The organism is Halorubellus litoreus (assembly GCF_055378595.1).
Genome location: NZ_AP043836.1, coordinates 1,980,626 through 2,002,036 on the forward strand (window position 1 = coordinate 1,980,626; position 21,411 = coordinate 2,002,036).

A 21,411-nucleotide genomic window follows, 5' to 3' on the forward strand; every position below is an offset into this window, starting at 1 on the left:
TAGCGTATGCGTGAGCCTGCACCAGTCACACGTCCGGTCGCCCTCACCGTCGCCGGCAGCGACTCCGGTGGCGGCGCTGGCGTCCAGGCGGACCTCCAGACGTTCGCCGCGCACGACGTCCACGGCACGAGCGCTATCACGGCCGCGACCGCCCAGCACACGCGCGGCGTGGAATCGACGCACGTCCTCCCGACCGACGAGGTCGCCGCCCAGGTCGACGCCGTCACCGACGACTTCGCGGTCGCCGCCGCGAAGACCGGGATGCTCGCCACCGCCGACGTCGTCGAGACCGTCCACGACCGGCTCGCCGCACTCGACGCGCCCGTCGTCGTCGACCCCGTGATGGTCGCGACCAGCGGCGACCGCCTCCTCGACCGCACCGCCGAACGCGCGTACCACGACCTCCTCGCGGACGCCACGCTCGCCACCCCGAACGTCGACGAAGCCGCAGTGCTCGCCGACCGCGACGTCGACACCGTCGCCGACGCTCGCGACGCCGCACTCGCCATCCGCGACACCGGCGTCGACGCCGTCCTCGTCACCGGCGGCCACCTCAACGACAGCCAGGACGCACAGGAGACCGACCGCTCCGTGACCGACTCGAATATCGTCACGGACGTCCTCGTCACCGACGACGACGTCCACACGTTCGAGCATCCGCGCATCCGAGACGCCGCCACACACGGCTCCGGCTGTACGCTCTCCGCCGCCATCACCGCCCACCTCGCACGCGACGCCGCCGAGAACGCCGACGACGGAGTCCTCGTCGACGCGGTCGACGCCGCGACCGACCTCCTGGAGCGCGCCGTCCGCTACCATCACGACGTCGGCAACGGCGCCGGGAGCGTCCAGCACCTCGTCGACGCACGCACCAGCGCCGACCTCACTCGGGTCGCTCGCGACGTCTCGCGCGTCGTCGCCAGGCTCGAGAACGCGACCGCTCCCGTCGCCGCACTCCTTCCGGAGGTCGGCACGAACGTCGTCGGCGCCCCACCGCACGCGGACCGGGTCGCCGACACCGTCGCCGTCGACGGCCGCCTCGCGACCACCCACAGCGGCGTGCGCGCGACCGGTGGCGTCCGCCCCGGCGCCTCCAGTCACGTCGCTCGATTCCTGCTCGCCGCTCGCGAACACCACCCCGAACTCCGGTACGCCGTCAACGTCCGCTACGACGACCGCGTCGCCGACGCGCTCGACGCCCTCGACTGGCCCGTCAGCGAGTACGACCGCCGCGACGAACCCGCCGACGCCCCCGGGACGATGGACTGGGGCGCCGACCAGGCCTACCGGGGCGACGACGACCGGCCCGTCGCCGTCGTCGACCGCGGCGCACACGGCAAGGAACCGATGACGAAACTCGCGACCGAGACGCCCGACGCGCTCGTCGACCGACTCACGACGCTCGCCGACCGACTCACGACGCTCGCCGACCGACGCTGACACGCCGAGAAGAGCGACGACTCACGCGCGTGGACGACGACTACACACTCACGCGCGTGGAATCGCTCGGAACGCCCGCGCGACGTCGTCGAACTCGTCCAGGGCGTCCTCGAGGTCCTCGCGGAGCGCAGCCTCCCGCGTCTTCAACTCGCCGTACGCGTCCCGGTCGACGAGGTCGCGTTCGGCCGCGGTCGCCTCCAGGACGCCGAGTTTCGCGACGACGCTCATGTACTCCGTGAGACGGTCGTCGTACGCCTGGGCCTCCAGTTGCTGGTCGACCACGTCGAGGAGGACGTCCGTCTCGACGGGCTTGCAGAGGTAATCGTCGAACGGGAGCTTCAGGACGTCCATCTCCGGGTCGACCGCCGTCACCATCACGACGCGACAGTTCACGCGAGCCGCCTTCACCTCGCGGAGCACCTCGTCGCCCGTCTTGTCGGGCATCCGCCGGTCCAAGAGCACGACGTCGACGTCGTCGTCGACGACTTCCAGGGCTTCCTCGCCACTGTACGCCGTCCGTGTCTCGTGTCGGCGTCCCACCACCCGCGAGAACATGTCGGCCAGCCGGACTTCGTCGTCGACGACGAGCACGCACGCGTCCTCAGTCATGTACGGCCGACATACAGGGCCACTAACCATGAACTATACGGCAGATGTTTATAAACAAACGCGGGTGGGTGGCGTTCAGAGTCCGGTCGACGCGAGCACGAACGTGGCCACGACCAGACATATTCCGAGCGCCCCACCCATCAGGAACGAGATGCCGACCTCCACGCGGAACACCACGCCGAGAACCGGCGTCGCCACGAACGCAACCAGGAAGTACACGAGAGCGCGAATCAGCCGATTCCGGTCGTGGTCGTTCCCACCGCGAGCCATACCCCGAACCGGTGCTCGCACCCGAGTTAACTCTTGTGACCCCCTCGCCATCGCTCGCGCTTTCGCCCTCGCCATCGCTCGCGCTTTCGCCCTCGCCATCGCTCTCGCCAACGACCTCACCCTCGCCCACGCCCTCGACGCCTCGCCAACGACCTCACCCTCGCCCTCGCCTTCGCTCTCGCCAACGACCTCACCCTCGCCCACGCCCTCGACGCCTCGCCGACTCGAACCGACGACTACGTTCCGCGGAACGGAGCGGTTTTACGCCCGGCGGAACTGAGGAACGCGTATGCCAGCGGCGACGGGAATCGTCGGCGAGTTCCTCGCACTCAAAGAGGAGACCGACGCGGACGTGCTCGCGATGCAGGTCGGTGACTTCTACGAGTTCTTCGGCGACGACGCGGAACTCGTCGCGGACGAACTCGACCTGAAGACGAGCGAGAAGTCCAGCCAGGGCGGGTCGTACCCGATGGCTGGCGTCCCCGTCGCCGACCTCACGCCGTACCTGAAGGGCCTCGTCGAGCGCGGGTACCGCGTCGCGGTCGCCGACCAGCACGACGGCGCGGACGGCCCCGAACGCGCCATCACGCGCGTCGTCACACCAGGGACGCTCCTCGAGACGACCGACGCGGACGCGCGCTATCTCGCCGCCATCGTCGACGACGGCGACGCGTACGGCCTCGCGTTCGCGGACGTCACCACCGGCCAGTTCGTCGTCACCAGCACCGACGACGTCGACGCCGCCCTCTCGGAATGCTACCGGTTCGACCCCGCCGAGATCATCCCCGGCCCCGGCGTCAGGGACGACGACGCCCTCGACCGACTCCGCGACCACACCGACGCCCGACTGACGCTCCACGACGACGAGGCGTTCGCACCCGGGAGAGCGACCCACGTCGCCCGCGAGCACTTCGGGCGGGAGACGTTCGAGAGCGTCGGCGCGACCGACGCCGCCGTCCGCGCCGCCGGCGCCGTCCTCGCGTACGTCGACGCGACAGACGCCGGCGTGCTCGCCTCCATGACGCGAGTGCGGACGCTCGCCGACGACGACCGCGTCACGCTCGACGCGACCACCCAGCGGAACCTGGAACTCACCGAGACGATGCAGGGCGGCTCTGAGGGGTCGCTGCTCGCGACCGTCGACCACACCGTCACGAGCGCCGGCCGTCGCCTGCTCGCCGCGTGGCTCCAGCGCCCGCGTCGCGACGTCGACGCGCTCCGCGACCGCCAGGCCGCCGTTGACGCACTCGCCACCGCCGCACTCGCGCGCGACGGCCTCCGCGAACACCTCGCGGACGCCTACGACCTGGAACGCCTCGCGTCGAAAGCCACGAGCGGGAGCGCCGACCCACGCGACCTCGCGAGAGCCCGAGACACGCTCGCGCTCGTCCCCGTCGTCCACGACCGCATCGTCGACGACCCGACGCTCGCCGACAGCCCGCTCGCCACCGTGCTGGACGCCGATACCCGCGAGCGCGCCGCCGACCTCCACGACGAACTCGACGCCGCACTCGTCGACGACCCACCGCAGACGACGACCCAGGGCGGCATCTTCGCTCGCGGCTACGACGACGCCATCGACGACGCCCGCGACCGCCACGAAGCCGCCCAGGAGTACTTCGACACGCTCGAAGCCACCGTCAAACAGGAGACGGGACTCACGCACGTCACCGTCGACCGGAACAAGACCGACGGCTGGTACGTCCAGGTCGGGAAGAGCGAAGCCGACCGGATGCCCGAGCGGTTCCGCGAGGTGAAGACCTTGAAGAACTCGCGGCGGTTCGTCACCGACGAACTCGAGGAACGCGAGCGCGACCTCGTCCAGCTCGAGGACCGCCGGAGCGACCTGGAACGCGACCGCTTCGAGACCCTTCGCGAGGAGGTCGCCGAGCACGCCGCACTCTTGCAGGACGTCGGTCGAGCGTTCGCGCGCGTCGACGCGTTCGCGAGCTTCGCCGAGCACGCCGTCGCGAACGACTGGACGCGCCCCGAACTCACGCACGAGGACGTCCTCGACGTCGACGCCGGCCGACACCCCGTCGTCGAGCAGACCACGGAGTTCGTGCCGAACGACCTCCACCTCGACGACGACCGGCGGTTCGCGGTCGTCACCGGCCCGAACATGAGCGGGAAGTCCACGTACATGCGCCAGACCGCGCTCGTCGTCCTGCTCGCGCAGGTCGGGAGCTTCGTGCCTGCCGACGGCGCGACCGTCGGCGTCGTCGACGGCGTCTTCACCAGGGTCGGCGCACTCGACGAGCTCGCGCAGGGCCGGTCGACGTTCATGGTGGAGATGACCGAACTCGCGAACATCCTCCACACCGCCACCGAGGAATCGCTCGTCATCCTCGACGAGGTCGGCCGCGGTACGGCGACGTACGACGGCATCAGTATCGCGTGGGCGGCGACGGAGTACCTCCACAACGAGGTGCGCGCGAAGACGCTGTTCGCGACGCACTACCACGAGCTGACGACGCTCGCCGACCACCTCGAACGCGTGGTGAACGTGCACGTCGCGGCGGACGAGCGCGACGGCGACGTCACGTTCCTCCGGACCGTCCGCGAGGGCCCGACGGACCGTTCGTACGGCGTGCACGTCGCGGACCTGGCTGGAGTGCCGAGTCCGGTCGTCGACCGCTCTCGGGAGGTCCTCGACAGGCTACGCGAGGACGAGGCCATCGAGGCGCGCGGGAGCGACGGCGGGACGGGTGGCGGGACCCAGCAGGTCGTGTTCGACCTCGAGAGCGGGAGTCTCCGCGCGAGCGACGACGGTGCAGGGTCGGCGTCGGCGGACGGCGGGGCGACGACCGCGGACGCGACCGGTGGCGACGACGTGGTCGAGGCGCGGGACGACGACGTGGCCGGCGAGCGCACCGCTGGCGAGGGCGACGATGCGCTCAGCGAACGCGAGCGCGAGGTGCTCGCGGAACTCGCGGACGTGGACGTGGCGGCGACGGCACCGGTCGAGCTGTTGTCTCGCGTGCAGGCGTGGCAGGAGCGGTTGGACGACGGCGAGTAGCGGTCGCTGGAAGGTTGGTGACGACGGCGAGTAGCGGTCGCGGTGGCTGTCCCTGGGGGCGTGCGGGCGACTATTGGGTGATGTGGGTCGCGCGTCGAGTCGTCGCGCTGGCCCGGGGTGGGCGTCGAGGGTCACGTTCGTTCGCCTCGCGGCAGGGGGTGGGTCGACGCGCGGTGACGGGTCAGGGCACGCTCGCGTTGGCCGCGGCTTCCGACTTGAAGCCGCGGTGCGTAAACGGTCGTTCGGTTCAGGGGTTTTATCGTACCTGGGTGGATAATCGTGTGGTATGGACTGGCGGGACGCGGAGACGGAGTACGAGGACGAGGTCACAGGGGAGACGAACCTCGCACGATTGTTCGAAGATAGCGCCCAGCGGAACGCGAACCGGCCCGCGCAGATGTACAAGGGCGGCGTGTACGACCGTGCGATGACGCAATCGGTGCTCCCGGGGGCGCCGGACGGTGAATTCCGTGCCATCAGCTACGAGGACATGCGGACGATCGTCGCGCATCTCGCGACCGGATTCCGTGAACTCGGCGTCGAGCCGAGCGACCGCGTCGGGTTGTTCTCGCACACCCGCATGGAGTGGGCGCAGTGCGACTTCGGGCTCCTGTCGGCGGGCGCGGTCGTCACGACCGTGTACGCCGGGTCGTCGAAGAACCAGGTTCGGTACCTGCTGTCGGACCCGGACGCGACGTCGGTCGTCGTCGAGAACGAGGACATGCTCCGGCGCGTCATCGCGGTCGAGGACGACCTCGACCTCGAGTTCATCGTCTCGATGAGTACGCTCGAGGAGCGACGACATCAGCGTCGCGACGACATCTACACGCTCGACGAGGTCCACGACCTCGGCTCGAAGCACTTCGACGAGGACACGTATCTGGAGTGGGTCGATGCGCGCGAGTTCGACGACCTGGCGAGCCTCATCTACACGAGCGGGACGACCGGGCAACCGAAGGGCGTCCAACTCACGCACGGGAACTTCCGGTCGAACGTGAACATGATCCGGAAGCGGTTCGGGCCGCGTCCGGACCGCGAGGGCCTCCCGAGCATCGACGCGGATACGCGCGCCGTCTCGTACCTGCCGCTCGCGCACGTCTTCGAGCGGCTGGCGGGGCACTTCCTGATGTTCGGGTCCGGTGCGTGCGTGGCGTACGCGGAGAGCCCGGACACGCTCCAGGAGGACTTCTCGCTCGTGTCGCCGACGGCGGCGACGAGCGTTCCGCGCGTCTACGAGAAGATCTACGACGCCATCCGCGAGCAGGCGACGGAATCGTCGGTGAAGGAACGCATCTTCAACTGGGCGACGGACGTCGGCGTCGAGTACCATACGACCGACGACCCGGGGTTGGCGTTGCGTGCGAAGGCGAGCGTCGCGGACCGCCTCGTCTTCCAGCAGGTCCGGGATGCGCTCGGTGGGAACGTCGAGATGCTCATCTCGGGCGGTGGGAGTCTCTCCGCGGAACTCTGCGCGCTCTATCACGGGATGGGGCTCCCCATCCTCGAGGGGTACGGGTTGACGGAGACGGCGCCGGTGTTGACGGTGAATCCGCCCGAGCAACCCGAGATCGGGACGATCGGGTATCCGCTCCCGGGCGTCGAACTGCGGGTGGACGAGGCGGCGGTCGAGCAGGCGCCGTTCGCCGACGACCCCGGCGAGGTCGGCGAGCTGCTGGCGCGAGGGCCGAACGTCACCGAGGGGTACTGGAACAAGCCCGAGGAGACCGACGCGGCGTTCACGCCCGCCGACGACGGTGGCGACGACTGGTTCCGGACGGGTGACGTCGTGCATCGGCGCGAGGACGGGTTCGTGGAGTTCCGGGAGCGCTCGAAGCAGATCCTCGTGTTGTCGACGGGGAAGAACGTGGCGCCGGCGCCGATCGAGGACGCGTTCGCCTCGTCGCAGGTCGTCGAGCAGTGCATGGTCGTCGGGGACGGCGAGAAGTTCGTCGGTGCGCTGATGGTGCCGAACTTCGAGTACCTCCGCGAGCAGGCGGTCGACGACGACGTGGCGCTGCCCGAGGCGGACGCGGCGGCGGCAGAGCACGAGTACGTCCACGACCGTATCAGCGAGGAGGTCGACCGCGTGAACCCGGACTTCGAGTCATACGAGCAGATCAAGAAGTTCCGCGTGGTCGACGAGGAGTTCACGGAGGACAACGACATGTTGACGCCGACGATGAAGAAGAAGCGCCGGAACATCCTGGAGCGGTACGCGGACGCGGTCGCGTCGATATACGACGAGTAAGCGCCGACCGCTCGCGGTCGCGGTGTTCGTGGTGGTCGGTTCGGCGTGGACGGTGGGTCACCGCTCTCGGCGTGCGAGTTAATGTCATTCATCGGCTACAAGTCTTTTTGAGGGCCCCCACGTCTTTGCCGGCATGGATTGGCAAGAGGCCGAGCGTGCGCACGATGGGGAGCACGTTCGGATGGAGACGCTCGCGGAGATGTTCGAACGGTCCGCTGGCCGGAACCTGTCGGACCCGGCGCAGAAGTACAAGGGTGGGGTGTACGAGCGGTCGCTCGCGAACACGGACGCTGTCGACGCGGCGCCGGACGGCGAGTACGCGACGCTGACTTACGAGGAGATGCGTGAAATCGTCCGGTCGCTCGCCGCGGGATTCCGCGCGCTCGGCCTGGAACCGGGCCAGCGCGTCGGGATGTTCGCGGACACCCGCATGGAGTGGGCGCAGTGCGACCTCGCGCTTCTGGCTGCCGGCGGCGTGGTGACGACGGTGTACAAGTCGTCGTCGCCCGAGCAGGTCCGGTACCTGCTCTCGGACTCGGGGGCGTCCGGCGTCGTCGTCGAGAACGCCGAACTCCTCGACCGCGTCCTCCAGGTGGCCGACGTGCTCGACGTCCGGTTCGTCGTCTCGCTCGACGAGCTGCCCGCGGAGTACGACGACCAGGACGGCGTCTACGAGCTCGCGGACGTCTACGAGCAGGGACGACAACGGTTCGACGAGGCGGAGTACCAGTCGTGGCTGGACGACCGCGACGTCGAGGACCTCGCGAGTCTCGTGTACACGAGCGGGACGACGGGGCCGCCGAAGGGCGTCCAGCTCACGCATCGGAACTTCCGCGCGAACATCAATCAGATGGTGACGCGGTACGGGCCGCGACCGGACAAACCCGATTCGGTCCCGCAGGTCCGGCCGGACTCTGTCTCCATCTCGTTCCTCCCGCTCGCGCACGTTCTCGAACGGCACGCCGGTCACTTCTTCATGTACAATCTCGGTGTGTGCGTCGGGTTCGCGGAGAGCCCGGACACCCTCAAGGAGGACTTCCCGAAACTCGAGCCGACGGTCGCCAACAGCGTCCCGCGCGTCTACGAGAAGCTCTACGACGGCATCCGCGAGCAGGCGCGCGAGTCGGCGTTGAAGGAACGCATCTTCGAGTGGGCGACGGACGTCTCCCGCGAGGTGTACCGCACCGAGCGGCCGGGTGCCGGTCTCCGGTTCAAGTACTGGCTCGCGGACAAGCTCGTGTTCCAGCAGATAAAGCAGGGGCTCGGTGGGAACATCGAGGCGCTCCTCTCGGGCGGTGGGACGTTGAGCGACGACCTCAACCAGCTCTATCACGGGATGGGCCTCAATATCCTGGAGGCGTACGGGTTGACGGAGGCGGCGCCGGCGGTCGCGGCGAACCCAGCGGAGGACGTGAAGATCGGGACGATCGGGCCGGCGATCGTCGACCAGGAGTACAAGATAGACAAGTCGGTGGTGCCGGAGGGCGAGTTCGACGACGCGCTCGGGCAGACGGGCGAACTCCTCATCCGTGGGCCGAACGTCACCGAGGGATACTGGAACAAGCCGGAGGCGACGGAGTCGGCGTTCACGCCCGCGGACGACGACGGCGACGATTGGTTCCGCACCGGCGACATCGTGACGGAGCGACCGGACGATTACCTCGTGTTCCGCGAGCGCGCGAAGCAACTCGTGGTGTTGTCGACGGGGAAGAACGTGGCGCCGGCGCCGATCGAGGACGCGTTCGTGTCCTCGGAGGTCGTCGAGCAGTGCATGGTCGTCGGCGACCAGCGGAAGTTCGTGTCGGCGCTGCTCGTGATAGCGCCGGAGGGCGTTCGTGAGGTCGCGTCGCGGAAGGGCGTCGACGTGCCCTCGGACCCGGCGGAGATGGTCGCGGACGAGACGGTCCGTGGACTCGTGCAGGACGCGGTCGACGAGGTGAACGAGCGCTTCGAGAAGCACGAGACGATCAAGGACTTCCGGCTCGTCGCCGAGGAGTTCACGGAGGACAACGACCTGTTGACGCCGACGTTGAAGAAGAAGCGTCGAAACATCCACGAGCGCTACGAGGACCTCGTCGAGGACATGTACGCGGACGAGGAGGCGCGCGTCGAGGCGTGAGTGAGTGCGACGTGCGGACGCGAGCCGGCGCTGTGCGAGCGGTCTGAGCGTGCGAGTGGTGTGGTACCGGTCGACGCTCCGGTGCGTGCCGTGGTCCGCGAGCGGTGGTCCGTGACGACGGTTTCGCGCGCGGTCGGTGCGGGTTCGTCGACGGTGCGATTCGCCGACCTTGCTCACGAAAGGAACGCATGGGTGTTGTGGCCGTCGACGCCTGCGTGCGATTTCTTTCGACCGTGCGGACTGGTAACGAGGGGTTTGATTTATCGGGGTTCGGTTGTATTGTCGACCGAACATGAGTTGGGCGGAGGCAGAGCGAACGTTCACGGACGAGCTGGTGGGGATGAACACGCTCGCGGAGATGTTCGACGAGACGGCGACGCGGCAACCGGACCGGCCCGCACAGCGGTACAAGGGCGGGGTGTACGAGCGGTCGCTCGCGAACACGGACGCGATTGATGCAGCACCCGACGACGAGTACGCGACGCTAACGTACGGGGAGATGCACGACGTCGTCACGTCGCTCGCCGCGGGGTTCCGCGCGCTCGGCGTCGAGAACGGGCAGCGCGTCGGGATGTTCGCGGACACCCGCATGGAGTGGGCGCAGTGCGACTTCGGGCTCCTGTCGGCGGGCGCGGTCGTCACGACCGTGTACAAGTCGTCGTCGTCCGCGCAGGTCCGGTACCTGCTCGACGACCCGAGCGCGACCGGTGTCGTCGTCGAGAACGCGGCCCTCGTGGAGCGCGTGCTCGAGGTCTCGGACTCGCTCGACGTCCGGTTCGTCGTCTCGCTCGACGAGCTACCCGCGGAGTACGACGACCAGGACGGCGTCTACGAGCTCGCGGACGTCTACGAGCAAGGGCGAAGCCGGTTCGACGAGGCGGAGTATCAGTCGTGGCTGGACGAGACCGACGTCGACGACCTCGCGAGTCTCGTGTACACGAGCGGGACGACCGGGCAACCGAAGGGCGTGAAGCTCACGCACCGGAACTTCCGCGCGAACGTCAACCAGACGTACAAGCGGTACGGGCCCCGCGAGGACAAGGGAAGCGAGTACCCCGTGGTCGACAACGAGACGCGGACCGTCTCGTACCTTCCGTTGGCGCACGTCTTCGAGCGGCTCACCGGGCACTTCCTCCAGTTCGGCGCCGGGGCGTGCGTCGCGTACGCCGAGAGCGTCGACACCCTGAAGGAGGACTTCCAGGCGGTCGAACCGACGACGGCGACGAGCGTCCCACGGGTCTACGAGAAGATCTACGACGCCATCCGCGAGCAAGCCCAGGAGTCCGGGTTCAAGGAGCGCATCTTCAACTGGGCGACGGACGTCTCCAGGGACTACTATCGGTCGGACCGGCCGGGAGCGGGACTCAAACTCCGGTACTGGCTCGCGGACAAACTCGTGTTCAGTGACGTCCGGGGGGCGCTCGGCGGGAACATCAACTACCTCATCTCGGGCGGTGGGACGTTGAGCGAGGAGCTGTGTACGCTCTATCACGGGATGGGGCTCCCGATCTACGAGGGGTACGGGTTGACGGAGGCGGCGCCGGTCGTCTCCTCGAACCCGCCGGAGGACCCGAAGATCGGGACGATCGGGCCGGCGCTCCCGGGCGTCGAGACGCGGATCGATACGAGCGTCGTCCCGGAGGACGAGTCGGTGGACGCGCTCGGCGAGATCGGGGAGTTGCTCGTGCGCGGCGAGAACGTCACCGAGGGCTACTGGAACAAGCCGGGGGAGACCGAGGAGGCGTTCACGCCCGCCGAAGACGACGGCGAGGACTGGTTCCGTACCGGGGACATCGTCCAGCAGCGACCGGACGACTACCTCGTGTTCCGCGAGCGCGCGAAGCAGATCCTCGTGTTGTCGACGGGGAAGAACGTGGCGCCGGCGCCGATCGAGGACGCGTTCGCGTCGAGTCAGGTCGTCGAGCAGGTGATGGTGACGGGCGACGGCGAGAAGTTCATCGGGGCGCTCGTCGTGCCGAACTTCGAGTTCCTCCGGAACGCCGCCGAGCGCGAGGGCGTCGACGTCCCCGCGGACCCCGAGGAGATGGTGACCCACGAGCGCGTCATCGAGGTCGTCCAGGAGGAGGTCGACGAGGTGAACGAGCGCTTCGAGAAGCACGAGCAGATCAAGGAGTTCCGGCTCGTCACCGAGGAGTTCACGGAGGACAACGACCTGTTGACGCCGACGATGAAGAAGAAGCGTCGGAACATCGAGAACCGGTACGACGTGCTCGTCGAGGAGATATACGGCGAGTCCGACCAGCGGTCGCAGGCCGCGGCGGACGACTAGGGCGGGCCCGGATGCGGCGCTAACTCGCCACATGGTCAATTTTGCCGAGTCAACCGGTCGGGCGTCCGTCCGTAACCCGTTCGCAGAGTAAAATTGGACGCACGTCCAGTGATTTCCCGTATGGCACCATCCGCAAACGACCCCTTTAAGGAGTCGGCGCTGTTCGTGGCCGATACATGCTCGGCTTCGAGATAGCGCCGGTGCTCGCCACAGGTGGGGATGGCTTGAACCTGCTGACGTTCGTCGCCCTCATCGTCGCGCTCGGCGTCGGCTCCCAGGTCCTCGGTGCGCGCTTCCGCGTTCCGAGCGTCCTCTTCCTCATCACCGCGGGCATCATCGTCGGGCCATCCGTCCTCGGCATCATCACGCTTGAGACGTTCGGCGGCGCCGGCCCGCTCTCGACCATCGTCGGGCTCGCGGTCGCCATCATCGTCTTCGAGGGCGCGTTCCACCTGAAGATAGAGAAACTCCGGGAGGCACCGACCGCGACGCTCCGACTGGTGACCGTCGGCGCCGTCATCGCGTTCGTCGGCACCGGCATCGCCGTCCACTACCTCCTCGGGGCGTCCTGGACTATCTCCTTCCTCATCGGGTCGCTACTCGTCGCGACCGGCCCGACGGTCATCACGCCCATCCTCGCCGTCGTCCCGGTCCGCGACCGCGTCGCGGCCGCCCTGGAGACCGAGGGCATCGTGAACGACGTCAGCGCCGCCATCATGGCGGTCGTCATCTTCGAGACGCTCCGGCTCGACGCGCCGACCGCCACCGACTACGTCCGCCTGTTCGCCGAACGCCTCGGCACCGGCGTCCTCGTCGGCCTCGTCGTCGCCGCGGTACTCTACTACCTCATCCGGTACGTCGACCTGTCGCCGGACAACGCCCCGCAGAACGCGCGCCTGCTCACCATCGCTGGCGCCATCGTCGCGTTCGCCGCCGCGAACCAGATATTCACCGAAGCGGGCGTCGCAGCGGTCGCGACCGCTGGGCTCGTCCTCGGGAACACCGACCTCCCCTACGAGGAGCAGATCGAGGAGTTCAAGGGCGACGTGACGCTGCTCGTGCTCTCGTTCGTCTTCATCGCGCTCGCCGCCCTCCTCGACTTCGATCAGCTCATCGCCCTCGGCTGGCAGGGACTCGCGGTCGTGGTCGTCGTCGCGCTCGTCCTCCGGCCGCTACTCGTGTTCGTCTCGACGACCGGCGACCGCCTCACGAACGCCGAACGGATGTTCGTGAGTCTCGTCGGGCCGCGCGGCATCATCCCCGCGTCCGTCGCGACGCTGTTCGCGCTCGAACTCGAGAGCCTCGCCAGCGAGACCCGCGAAGCCGCCGAAGCCGCCTCGGGCGCCGAGGCAGCGGCGCTCGCACAGGAAGCCGACGCGCTCGTGGCGAGCTCCGACGTCCTCGTCGGCACCGTCTTCCTCGTCATCCTCCTCACCGTCGTCTTCGAAGGAGGGCTCGCCAGACAGATCGCGGAATACCTAGATGTGATACCAATGCGTGTACTCGTCGTCGGAGGCGGCAAGGTGGGCCGAGCGCTCGCCGAACGCCTCGAAGACCGTGGAGAGAACGTCGTCCTCATCGAGAACGACGAAGCAATCATCGAGACCGCTCGCGAAGCCGGATTCACCGTCCACAAGGGCGACGGCACCGACACCGACGTCCTGCGGTCCGCGGGCGCGGAGAACGCGAAGATCGTCGTCGCCGCGACCGGCGACGACGACGTGAACCTCCTCGTCGCGCAGCTCGCGGACTCGAAGTTCAACGCCGAGAAGGTGCTCGCTCGCGCGAACAACCCGGACAACGTCGAAGCGTTCGAGGACCTCGGCGTCCGCACAATCTCCTCGACGATGGCGACCGCGTGGGCGCTCGACAACCAGATCGAGCGGCCGGCGCTCGCGAACTGGATGACGCACATCGGCGACAACGGCGACGTCCAGGAGGTCCAGGTGACGAGCGAACAGCTCGCCGGCCGTACCGTCCGCGAGATCGGGCCGGAACTCCCCGAGGGCTGTCTCATCGCGCTCGTCGAGCGCGAGGGGAAGACGGAGGTGCCGAGCGCGGACTTCACGCTCCAACGAGGCGACTCGATAACGCTCCTCGGGCGGCGCGACGGCGTCCGCGAGGCGATGTCGGTCTGTAACCCCAGCGATTGACCGCGACGTCGCTGGTTGTCATCCACTCCTCGTCGCGCGGAGGTGTCGGCCGACCGAACCGTACTTGGCGGTGGCCTCCGTACGACTCGGGCGTGAGTGACCGCGTCGGGTGGTCGTCGTGACGAATCCCTTCGAGGAGTGGCGACGCGACCTCGGGGCCGCCGGCGAGTTGACGCCGGACGTCGTCGGCCGCATCGTCGACGTGCACGGCGACCGCGGCCAGCGCGCCATCGAGGCCGTCAGCGAGGGGCGCGTCAAGGAGTACCGGGACTTCGTGGTCGTCGTCGGGCACCGCGAGGAGTACGTCGTCGAGGGCGACGGCTGCACGTGCAAGGACGCCGAGTACAACCTCGACCCCGAGGACCCGACCGAGCGCTGCTGGCACGCGCTCGCCGCCGTCATCGCCGACGCCATCGACGCGACCGAGTACCACGACATGTGGTACTCCGAGGTCCGCGAGTTCCTCTAGGTCGCCGGTTCGGCGACGCGACTCGCGCGGACAGAACACTTACCCGGTTCCTCGGTCAAACACACCGCGATGACCGTTGGTGCCGAGCGCAACCGGGGTGGTGACGTCCGCGTGTTGCACGCCGAGGACGACGCCCAGCTCGGAGCGCTCGCCGGAGAGTTCCTGGAACGCGAAGGCGAGCTGAGCGTGACGCACGTCGAGGACGCGTCGACCGCGCTCGACCGGCTCGCGGCGGAGGACTTCGAGTGCATCGTCAGCGACTACGACATGCCGGGGATGACGGGTATCGAGTTCCTCGACGCGGTCCGCGAGGACCATCCGGACCTCCCGTTCATCCTGTTCACTGGGAAGGGGAGCGAGGAGGTTGCGAGCGACGCCATCTCGAAGGGCGTCACGGATTACCTCCAGAAGGAGACGGGGACCGAGCAGTACGAGGTGCTCGCGAACCGCATCGAGAACGCGGTCGACGGGTACCGGACGGAGCGAGAGCTGGAGCGGCGCGTGAAGCAGCTGCGGGAGAGCGAACGACGGTTCCGGACGCTCGTCTCGAACCTCCCGGGGATGGTGTATCGCTGCGAGAACGAGCGCGGGTGGCCGATGACGTTCGTGAGCGACGGCGCGGAGGCACTCACGGGGTACTCGCCGTCGGAACTGGAGTCCGAGGCGGTGAACTGGGAGCAGGAGGTCATCGTCGAGGGCGAACGCGACGATATCTGGGAGGTCGTGCAGACGGCGATCGACGCGCGGGAGCCGTTCCAGGTCGAGTACGAGATCCGGACGGCCGACGGCGAGTCGAAGTGGGTGTGGGAGCGCGGCCGCGGCGTGTTCGAGAACGACGAGTTGGTCGCGCTCGAGGGCGTCATCACGGACGTGACCGAGGAGCGCGAGCTCCGCGAGGACCTGCGCCGGGAGCGCGACCTGACGCGCCAGCTCCTGGAGACGAGCCCGGTCGGTATCATGGTGAACGAGCTCGACGGGTCGTATCACCTCATCAACGACCGCACGCTCGACATCCTCGGGACGACCCGGGAGGCGGTGCTGGACAGGCAGTACGACGACGACGAGTGGGAGCTCCAGACGCCCGATGGCGACCCGCTCCCGCCCGCGGAGACGGGGTTCGAGACGCTGAAGGCGAAGGCGGAGCGGTCGGCGCCGGGCGACGACGTCCGCGTCGAGAACCTCCTGCATTCGGTGGTTCGCGACGATGGAGAGCGACTGACGGTGTCGGTGAACGGCGCGCCGCTGTACGACGACGCTGGCGACCTGGAACTGCTCGTGTTCACGATCCAGGTCGTCGACGATTAGTCGGTCTCGCGTCGTGGAACCGTGACGTGGCTTTTTCGGGGCAGCGTACGAGGAGTCGGCCATGGATCGCTACGACGCGCTCGGCGGGGCGCTCGCGCTCGCGGCGGTCGCGAACCTCGTGCTCGCGGCCGCGACGATCGCGGACCCGACGGGGTCGTTCCTCGTCGCGGTCTCGGTGGGGTCGGGTGCGGTGATGCTCGCGGTCGTCGCCGTCCAGGTGGCGTCGGGCCACGAGCACACCGACTGGGCGTCGTCGCCGTTCGGCGAGCACGGCCCGGAGATCGTCGCGGTCGTCGTCGGTGCGTGCGGGCTCGCGCTCCTCGCGGGCGGGCTCGCGCACCTCCTCTGACGCCTGGTTAGAGGTCGTAGAGGTCGGTGTACTTCTCGGTGACGTAGTCGAGAAAGTACTCTGCGGTGAGCGGTTCGCCGGTGGCTTCCTCGACGAGTTCGGGCGTCGTGTACCGGCGGCCGTGCTGGTGGACGTGCTCGGTGAGCCAGTCGTGGATGGGGTCGAGGTCGCCGTCGCGGACGAGCGCGTCCACGAGGAGGTCCTCTCGCATCGCGTGGTCGATCTGGGCGGCGAGCACGCTCCCGACGGTGTAGTTCTGGAAGCCCGCGAACCCGTAGCTCCAGTGGATGTCCTGCAGGCAGCCCTCGCGGTCGGACTCGGGTACCACGCCGAGGTAGTCGTCCATCTTCTCGTTCCACGCGTGGGGTATCTCGTCGACCGCGAGGTCGCCCTCGACGAACGCGCGGTCGATCTCCGAGCGCAGGATGATGTGCATGTGGTACGTGAGTTCGTCCGCCTCGACGCGGACGAGGTTGTCCGGGCGGACCTTGTTCGCGGCCTCGTAGAGTTCGCGCGCGGAGACGTCGTCGTGGCGCGGGAAGTGCTCGACGAACCGGTCGCGGTTCGCGTCCCAGAACGCCTTCGTGCGCCCGACGTGGTTCTCGTAGAACCGGCTCTGGGACTCGTGGACGCCCGACGAGCGCGGTTCGCCGAGCGGCGTCGCGTACGCGTCGTCGCGCAGCCCGAGCTGGTAGGTGGCGTGCCCGAACTCGTGGACGGTCGCGGTGAGCGCGTCCAGCGGTTCGTCGTCGCTGTACCGCGTGGTGATGCGGGCGTCGTACTGCGTTCCGGACATGAACGGGTGCGGCGCCTCGTCGAGGCGGCCCCTGTTCCAGTCGTACCCGAGGTAGTCGAGGACGTCCCGCGACAGCGCCTCTTGGACGTCGTGGTCGTACTCGCCGTCGAACGGCCACGCCACCTCGGTGTCGCTCTCGCGGATGTCGTCGATGAGCGGGACGAGGCCCTCGCGGAGCTCGTCGAACACGGATTCGACGCGCTCTAAGGGGAGGTACGGTTCGCCGTCCTCGAACATCACCGCGTACGCCGGTTTGTCGGGGTCGATGTGGGCGGCGCGCTCGCGATGCAGCGCCTTCAGGTCGACCAGGGAGTCGGCGAACGCGTCGAAGTCGTCGTCGCGCTTCGCGGCCTGCCAGGTCTCCTGGGCCTCGCTCTGCAACTGGGTGAGGTCGTCGACGAGGTCGCTCGGTACCTCCGCGTTCCGCTCGTAGTCGTGGCGTATCTCGCGGACGACCGCGCGCTCGGCGTCGCTCAGGTCGCTCTCGTCGACGTCGTCGAGGAGTCGCCCGGTCTCGTCGGCCGTGAAGTGCTCGTGGCGGACCGCCGACAGCGCCGCGGACTGCTCGGCGCGCGCGGGCGTCCCGCCCTCGGGCATCGTCACCTGCTGGTCCCAGTTCAACAACATCGCGGCGTTCCCGAGGTTCGAGTACCGTCGGTACCGGTCGAGGAGGTCGTCGTACGCGCTCATGCCAGCACTCGCGACACCCAGCCGCATCGTCGTTTGGGTAGCGGCACCACGCCACGCGCTCGGCGAGCGTGGTGGCGTCCAGTCAGAGAGTGCCGACTCAGCGTTCCAGGTCGTCGAACGCGGGCACGGCGACGGCCGCACTCACCCCGACGACGCTGACGACGAACGCGAGCACGGGCGTCATCCCGAACACGAGGATGGGGGTCGCGGCGAGCGCGCCGATACCGACGGCGACGAGCGCGCGCTCGGCGGTCCCGACCGAGAGCGTCCACGGTTCCTCGGGGACGTCCACGCTCAGCCACATGAGGCCGACGGCGACGACGACGCCCGCGGCGGCGAGCACCTCCGGCGACCCGGGGAGGACGGCCGCGGAGAGCAGGACGCCGACGCTCCCGACCGCGAGCGCGCCCTTCGGCGCCTCCAGCCAGCCGTCAGCGAGCCGCGCCGCACCGATGACGACCGCGGCCAGCGCGATGCCGCCCGCGATGTCCGCGAGGTAGTGCACGGCGAGGAACAGCCTCGACCCGCCGACGAGCGCGACGAGGACCGCAGCGACGCCGAGCCACTTCCGACGGTTCTCGGCGTCCAGCGCCGCCCCGCCGAACACCGCGGCGGCGATGGTCGTGTGCCCGCTCGGGAACCCGGACTCGTCCGTGTCGAGCAAGCTCTCGTAGATCACGTCGAACGGCGCCGGGACCGCCGAGACGGGTGCGCGCAGTTCCGCGGGCGGCCGCGGGAGCGCGAACAGGTGCTTGAGCGCGAGCATCGCCGCGAACGCCGTCGCCACCACGATAGCGAGGCGCATCCCGTCGCCGCGGTCCCGGAACCAGTACCGGCCGAGAACGAGCGCGACGACGATGGGTGCCTCCGCGAGCGTCGTCGCGACGAGGACGACCGGGAGCGCCCACGGCGGGACGAGGCCCGCGAGGAACTCCGCGACGCCGACGCTCCGACTCATGACCGCCAGTCGCCGATGGCGTCACGGAGTCGTCCCGGCGCGCGGACGGCGTTCACGCCGAGGCCGACGAGGAGCATCAGCGCGTAGAGGCCGAGCGTGGACAGCCAGATGACGATCATCGCGAAGATCGCCCAGCCGTCGCCGAGGTACGGCGTGTAGAACACGCCGAGCGTCATCACGGTCCCGTACAGGAGGACGAGGTACGGCCCCCACCCGCGGGCCTTCCCGCGGCGGACGCGCCGGCGGACGTACCGCTTCAGGTCGCGTTCGATCTCGTCCCGGTGGAGGGTGCGGTCGTCGACGTCGTCCTCGAACGACTCGAGCTCCTGGCGGAGTTCCTCGATCTCCTCGCGTAACGCCTCGGGGTCCGGTTCGTCGGTCTCGCCGGAGGTCTCCGACGGGGCGTGGTCGTGGCTCGCGGCGCTGCCCGTCGCGCTCGCGGCGGCCGCGTCGTCCCGTGGCTCGTCGGTCCCACCGGTATCCGCGTCGTCTCGTGGTTCGTCGGTGGCACCGGTCTCGACGTCGTCCTGTGGCTCGTCGGTCGCGTCGACGTCCCGGGAGTCCTCGCGGTCGTCGTCCCCCATTGCTGGTTCGGTGTGTCGCAAGCCCGCACTTTGAAGGTGCCGGTCGACGGTCGCGGAGACGTCCGATTCGACGGCGGGGAGCGCCCTGCCCGCGAGCACGGCGTTGACGGCGGCGCCGACGAGGAGGAGTATCGAGCCGACGTACAGCCACGTGACGACGACCAGGGCCGCGCCGAGGACGCCCCAGACCGCGAAGCTCTCCGCGTTCTCGGCGTACAACCGGAAGAGCCCGGAGAACGCCGTCCAGCCGACGGCCGCGAGGAGCGCGCCCGGAACCGCTTCGGTGTACTCGACGTCGACGTCCGGGAACAGGTAGTACAGCGGGTAGAACGCGGCGGCGAGCACGAACACCTCGAGGACGAACCCGGCACGGTCGAGGTACGGGAGGTCGACGAACGCGAGCGTGGCGAGGAGCGCGACGCTCGCGCCGATGGCGACGCCGACGGCGGCGAGCGCGACGACGCCGTCGACGATCGCGTCGAGGAACCCGGGCGTGCCGTCGTTCCCGTAGACGAGCGAGAACGCGGTGTCGAGCCCGCGGAACACCTTCAGGGAACTCCAGAGGAGCGCGACGACGCCGACGAACGTTGCACTGCCTCGGCCGGTGGTGGTCGTGAGCGTCGACAGGAGGACGTCCTGGCTGGCGGGCGTCAGGACGCTGCCGAGGACGGCGACGAGGTCGGTTGCGAGCGCTTCGCCGCCGAGGACGCTCGCGACGACCGCGGTCAGGACGACTAGCGGGACGACGGAGGCGAACGCGTAGTACGCGATGGCGGCGGCGAGGAACGTGATCTGCTCGCTGCGAGCGAGCGCGATGGTCGCGCGGCCGACGCCGACGGTTCGACGGATTCCTCCCGAGAGCACGCCGTATCGTTCGACGAGGACGCGGAAAAGGGTCCGCCCGACGTGACGGGGGTCTCCGGACTCCGTACCACGTCGACCGCTTGGTGGTCTTCACCCTGCACTCGAGCGGTCAGGGGCCGAGGTCGCTCGCGGCGTCGCGCATCGCGTCGATGCTCGCGGTCGTCTTGAACGTCGTGCCGCCGTAGTGCGCGGGGCTGGCGTCGTGGCCGGCGTCGCGGACGGCGTCGAGGAAGGCGTCCATCGCGGGGGCGCCGACGCCCCACTGCTTGCAGAGGCGGTGCTGGTCGTAGTGACTCGGTTCGTCGAGTTCGCGTTCGAGCGTCGTGCAGAGTTCGCGTGCGTTCTCGGCGGTCCCCATGTCGTCGGTGACGCGCTCGCGGACGCTCGCGGTGAACTCGCGGTCGACGTACGCGTCGAGCCAGAGCGGGCCGGCGGCGGAGATGCGGTTGCTCTCGCAGCGCGGACACGCCTCGGGCGGGTCGGCGACGAGTCCGCGCGAGGACTCGCGGTAGAGGCAGTCCTCGCAGTGATACAGGTACCCTTGGGCGTCCTGGACGCTCCGGTTCGCGGCGCTGGCCTTGTGCGTGCAGTCGAGGTACGTGCGGACGTAGTGACTCGTGGCGTGCGTGAATATCGGGTCGACGCCGACGTCGAACCGGCCGGCGGTCCGCGCGAGCGCACCCAGGAGGATGCGCAACCCCATCTCGGCGTGGAAGTCCGTGTTCCGCGGGACGGCGCTGTACGAGCGGACGCCGGAGTCGAAGTGCGCGCCACATAGCGGCGCGGTGTCGGTCGCGGTGATGCAGACGAGGTCCCTCGTGTTGGCGAACGCGGCGTCCGCGAACGGCATCGGCGACCCGAACGGGTCGATGTCGACGACGTCGACGTACTCGTCCCACAGCAGGGCGTTGACGTCGCGTTCGAGGACGCGGCCGTCGAGGTCGTTCCGCGCGAGGTTCGACTCGGCGAGTTCGACCGCTTCGGGGTCGACGTCCGCGCACGTCACGTCCCAGCCCTGCGCCGCTGCGCGAGCGCCGCGGATCCCGGTCGCGGTCATCGCGTCCAGGTACGTCTCCGCGCGCTCCTCGCGCTCGCGGTACGCGTCCAGGACGGCGACGGTGAGGTCGCGATTCAACTCCTGGACGGGATTGAAGAACACCGCGTCCGTCTTCCCCTCCCCCTCCTGTTCGGGTACCTCGACCGTCACCGCGCCCTCCGTGACCTCCATGCTCGACCACTGACCGCGAA

The 21,411-nt window shown here is 69.0% G+C and carries 15 protein-coding genes; 9 read left to right on the top strand and 6 right to left on the bottom strand.

Going from position 1 to position 21,411, the window contains the following annotated elements:
- Positions 1-6 precede the first annotated feature (6 nt).
- On the top strand, positions 7-1,440 hold the full coding sequence (thiD, locus tag ACZ48X_RS14045) for a bifunctional hydroxymethylpyrimidine kinase/phosphomethylpyrimidine kinase (protein WP_336349114.1): 1,434 nt from the start codon (positions 7-9) through the stop codon (positions 1,438-1,440).
- A 48-nt stretch (positions 1,441-1,488) separates the two neighbouring features.
- Here thiD and ACZ48X_RS14050 read toward each other — a convergent pair whose 3' ends face one another.
- Both ACZ48X_RS14050 and ACZ48X_RS14055 read right to left on the bottom strand, forming a co-directional pair.
- A complete protein-coding gene (locus tag ACZ48X_RS14050) occupies positions 1,489-2,049 on the bottom strand; it encodes a response regulator (protein ID WP_336349113.1) in 561 nt (186 codons plus the stop codon).
- 75 nt (positions 2,050-2,124) lie between these two features.
- A complete protein-coding gene (locus ACZ48X_RS14055) occupies positions 2,125-2,319 on the bottom strand; it encodes a hypothetical protein (RefSeq protein ID WP_336349112.1) in 195 nt (64 codons plus the stop codon).
- Between the two features lie 289 nt (positions 2,320-2,608).
- Between ACZ48X_RS14055 and mutS the strand changes: the two genes are divergently transcribed.
- From mutS to ACZ48X_RS14095, 8 genes are all read left to right on the top strand, one after another.
- On the top strand, positions 2,609-5,338 hold the full coding sequence (gene mutS, locus ACZ48X_RS14060) for a DNA mismatch repair protein MutS (RefSeq protein ID WP_336349111.1): 2,730 nt from the start codon (positions 2,609-2,611) through the stop codon (positions 5,336-5,338).
- A 286-nt stretch (positions 5,339-5,624) separates the two neighbouring features.
- Complete coding sequence (locus ACZ48X_RS14065) at positions 5,625-7,586, top strand: AMP-dependent synthetase/ligase (RefSeq protein WP_336349110.1); 1,962 nt, start codon at positions 5,625-5,627, stop codon at positions 7,584-7,586.
- A gap of 133 nt (positions 7,587-7,719) precedes the next feature.
- Entirely contained in the window at positions 7,720-9,705 is a 1,986-nt protein-coding gene (locus ACZ48X_RS14070) for an AMP-dependent synthetase/ligase (protein WP_336349109.1), read from the top strand.
- 292 nt (positions 9,706-9,997) lie between these two features.
- Entirely contained in the window at positions 9,998-11,995 is a 1,998-nt protein-coding gene (locus ACZ48X_RS14075) for an AMP-dependent synthetase/ligase (RefSeq protein WP_336349108.1), read from the top strand.
- 176 nt (positions 11,996-12,171) lie between these two features.
- Positions 12,172-14,148: a cation:proton antiporter domain-containing protein gene (locus ACZ48X_RS14080; protein WP_336349107.1), complete on the top strand. Its 1,977-nt coding sequence runs from the start codon at positions 12,172-12,174 to the stop codon at positions 14,146-14,148.
- A 118-nt stretch (positions 14,149-14,266) separates the two neighbouring features.
- Complete coding sequence (locus tag ACZ48X_RS14085; RefSeq protein WP_336349106.1) at positions 14,267-14,617, top strand: hypothetical protein; 351 nt, start codon at positions 14,267-14,269, stop codon at positions 14,615-14,617.
- Positions 14,618-14,686: 69 nt separating this feature from the next.
- Positions 14,687-15,922, top strand: coding sequence for a PAS domain-containing response regulator (locus tag ACZ48X_RS14090; protein WP_336349105.1), 1,236 nt, complete (start codon positions 14,687-14,689; stop codon positions 15,920-15,922).
- 61 nt (positions 15,923-15,983) lie between these two features.
- A complete protein-coding gene (locus tag ACZ48X_RS14095; RefSeq protein WP_336349104.1) occupies positions 15,984-16,271 on the top strand; it encodes a hypothetical protein in 288 nt (95 codons plus the stop codon).
- Positions 16,272-16,278: 7 nt separating this feature from the next.
- Here the strand turns inward: ACZ48X_RS14095 and ACZ48X_RS14100 are convergent, their stop codons facing one another.
- The 4 genes from ACZ48X_RS14100 to ACZ48X_RS14115 all read right to left on the bottom strand — a co-directional run bounded on the left by ACZ48X_RS14100 (position 16,279) and on the right by ACZ48X_RS14115 (position 21,391).
- Complete coding sequence (locus tag ACZ48X_RS14100) at positions 16,279-17,757, bottom strand: carboxypeptidase M32 (protein WP_336349103.1); 1,479 nt, start codon at positions 17,755-17,757, stop codon at positions 16,279-16,281.
- Positions 17,758-17,854: 97 nt separating this feature from the next.
- Positions 17,855-18,715: a phosphatase PAP2 family protein gene (locus ACZ48X_RS14105; protein ID WP_336349102.1), complete on the bottom strand. Its 861-nt coding sequence runs from the start codon at positions 18,713-18,715 to the stop codon at positions 17,855-17,857.
- On the bottom strand, positions 18,712-20,163 hold the full coding sequence (locus ACZ48X_RS14110) for a YhjD/YihY/BrkB family envelope integrity protein (protein WP_336349101.1): 1,452 nt from the start codon (positions 20,161-20,163) through the stop codon (positions 18,712-18,714). Before ACZ48X_RS14110 ends, ACZ48X_RS14105 begins: the two co-directional genes overlap by 4 nt.
- Before the next feature lie 109 nt (positions 20,164-20,272).
- Positions 20,273-21,391, bottom strand: coding sequence for a tRNA (guanine(26)-N(2))-dimethyltransferase (locus ACZ48X_RS14115; protein ID WP_336349100.1), 1,119 nt, complete (start codon positions 21,389-21,391; stop codon positions 20,273-20,275).
- Positions 21,392-21,411: the final 20 nt, after the last annotated feature.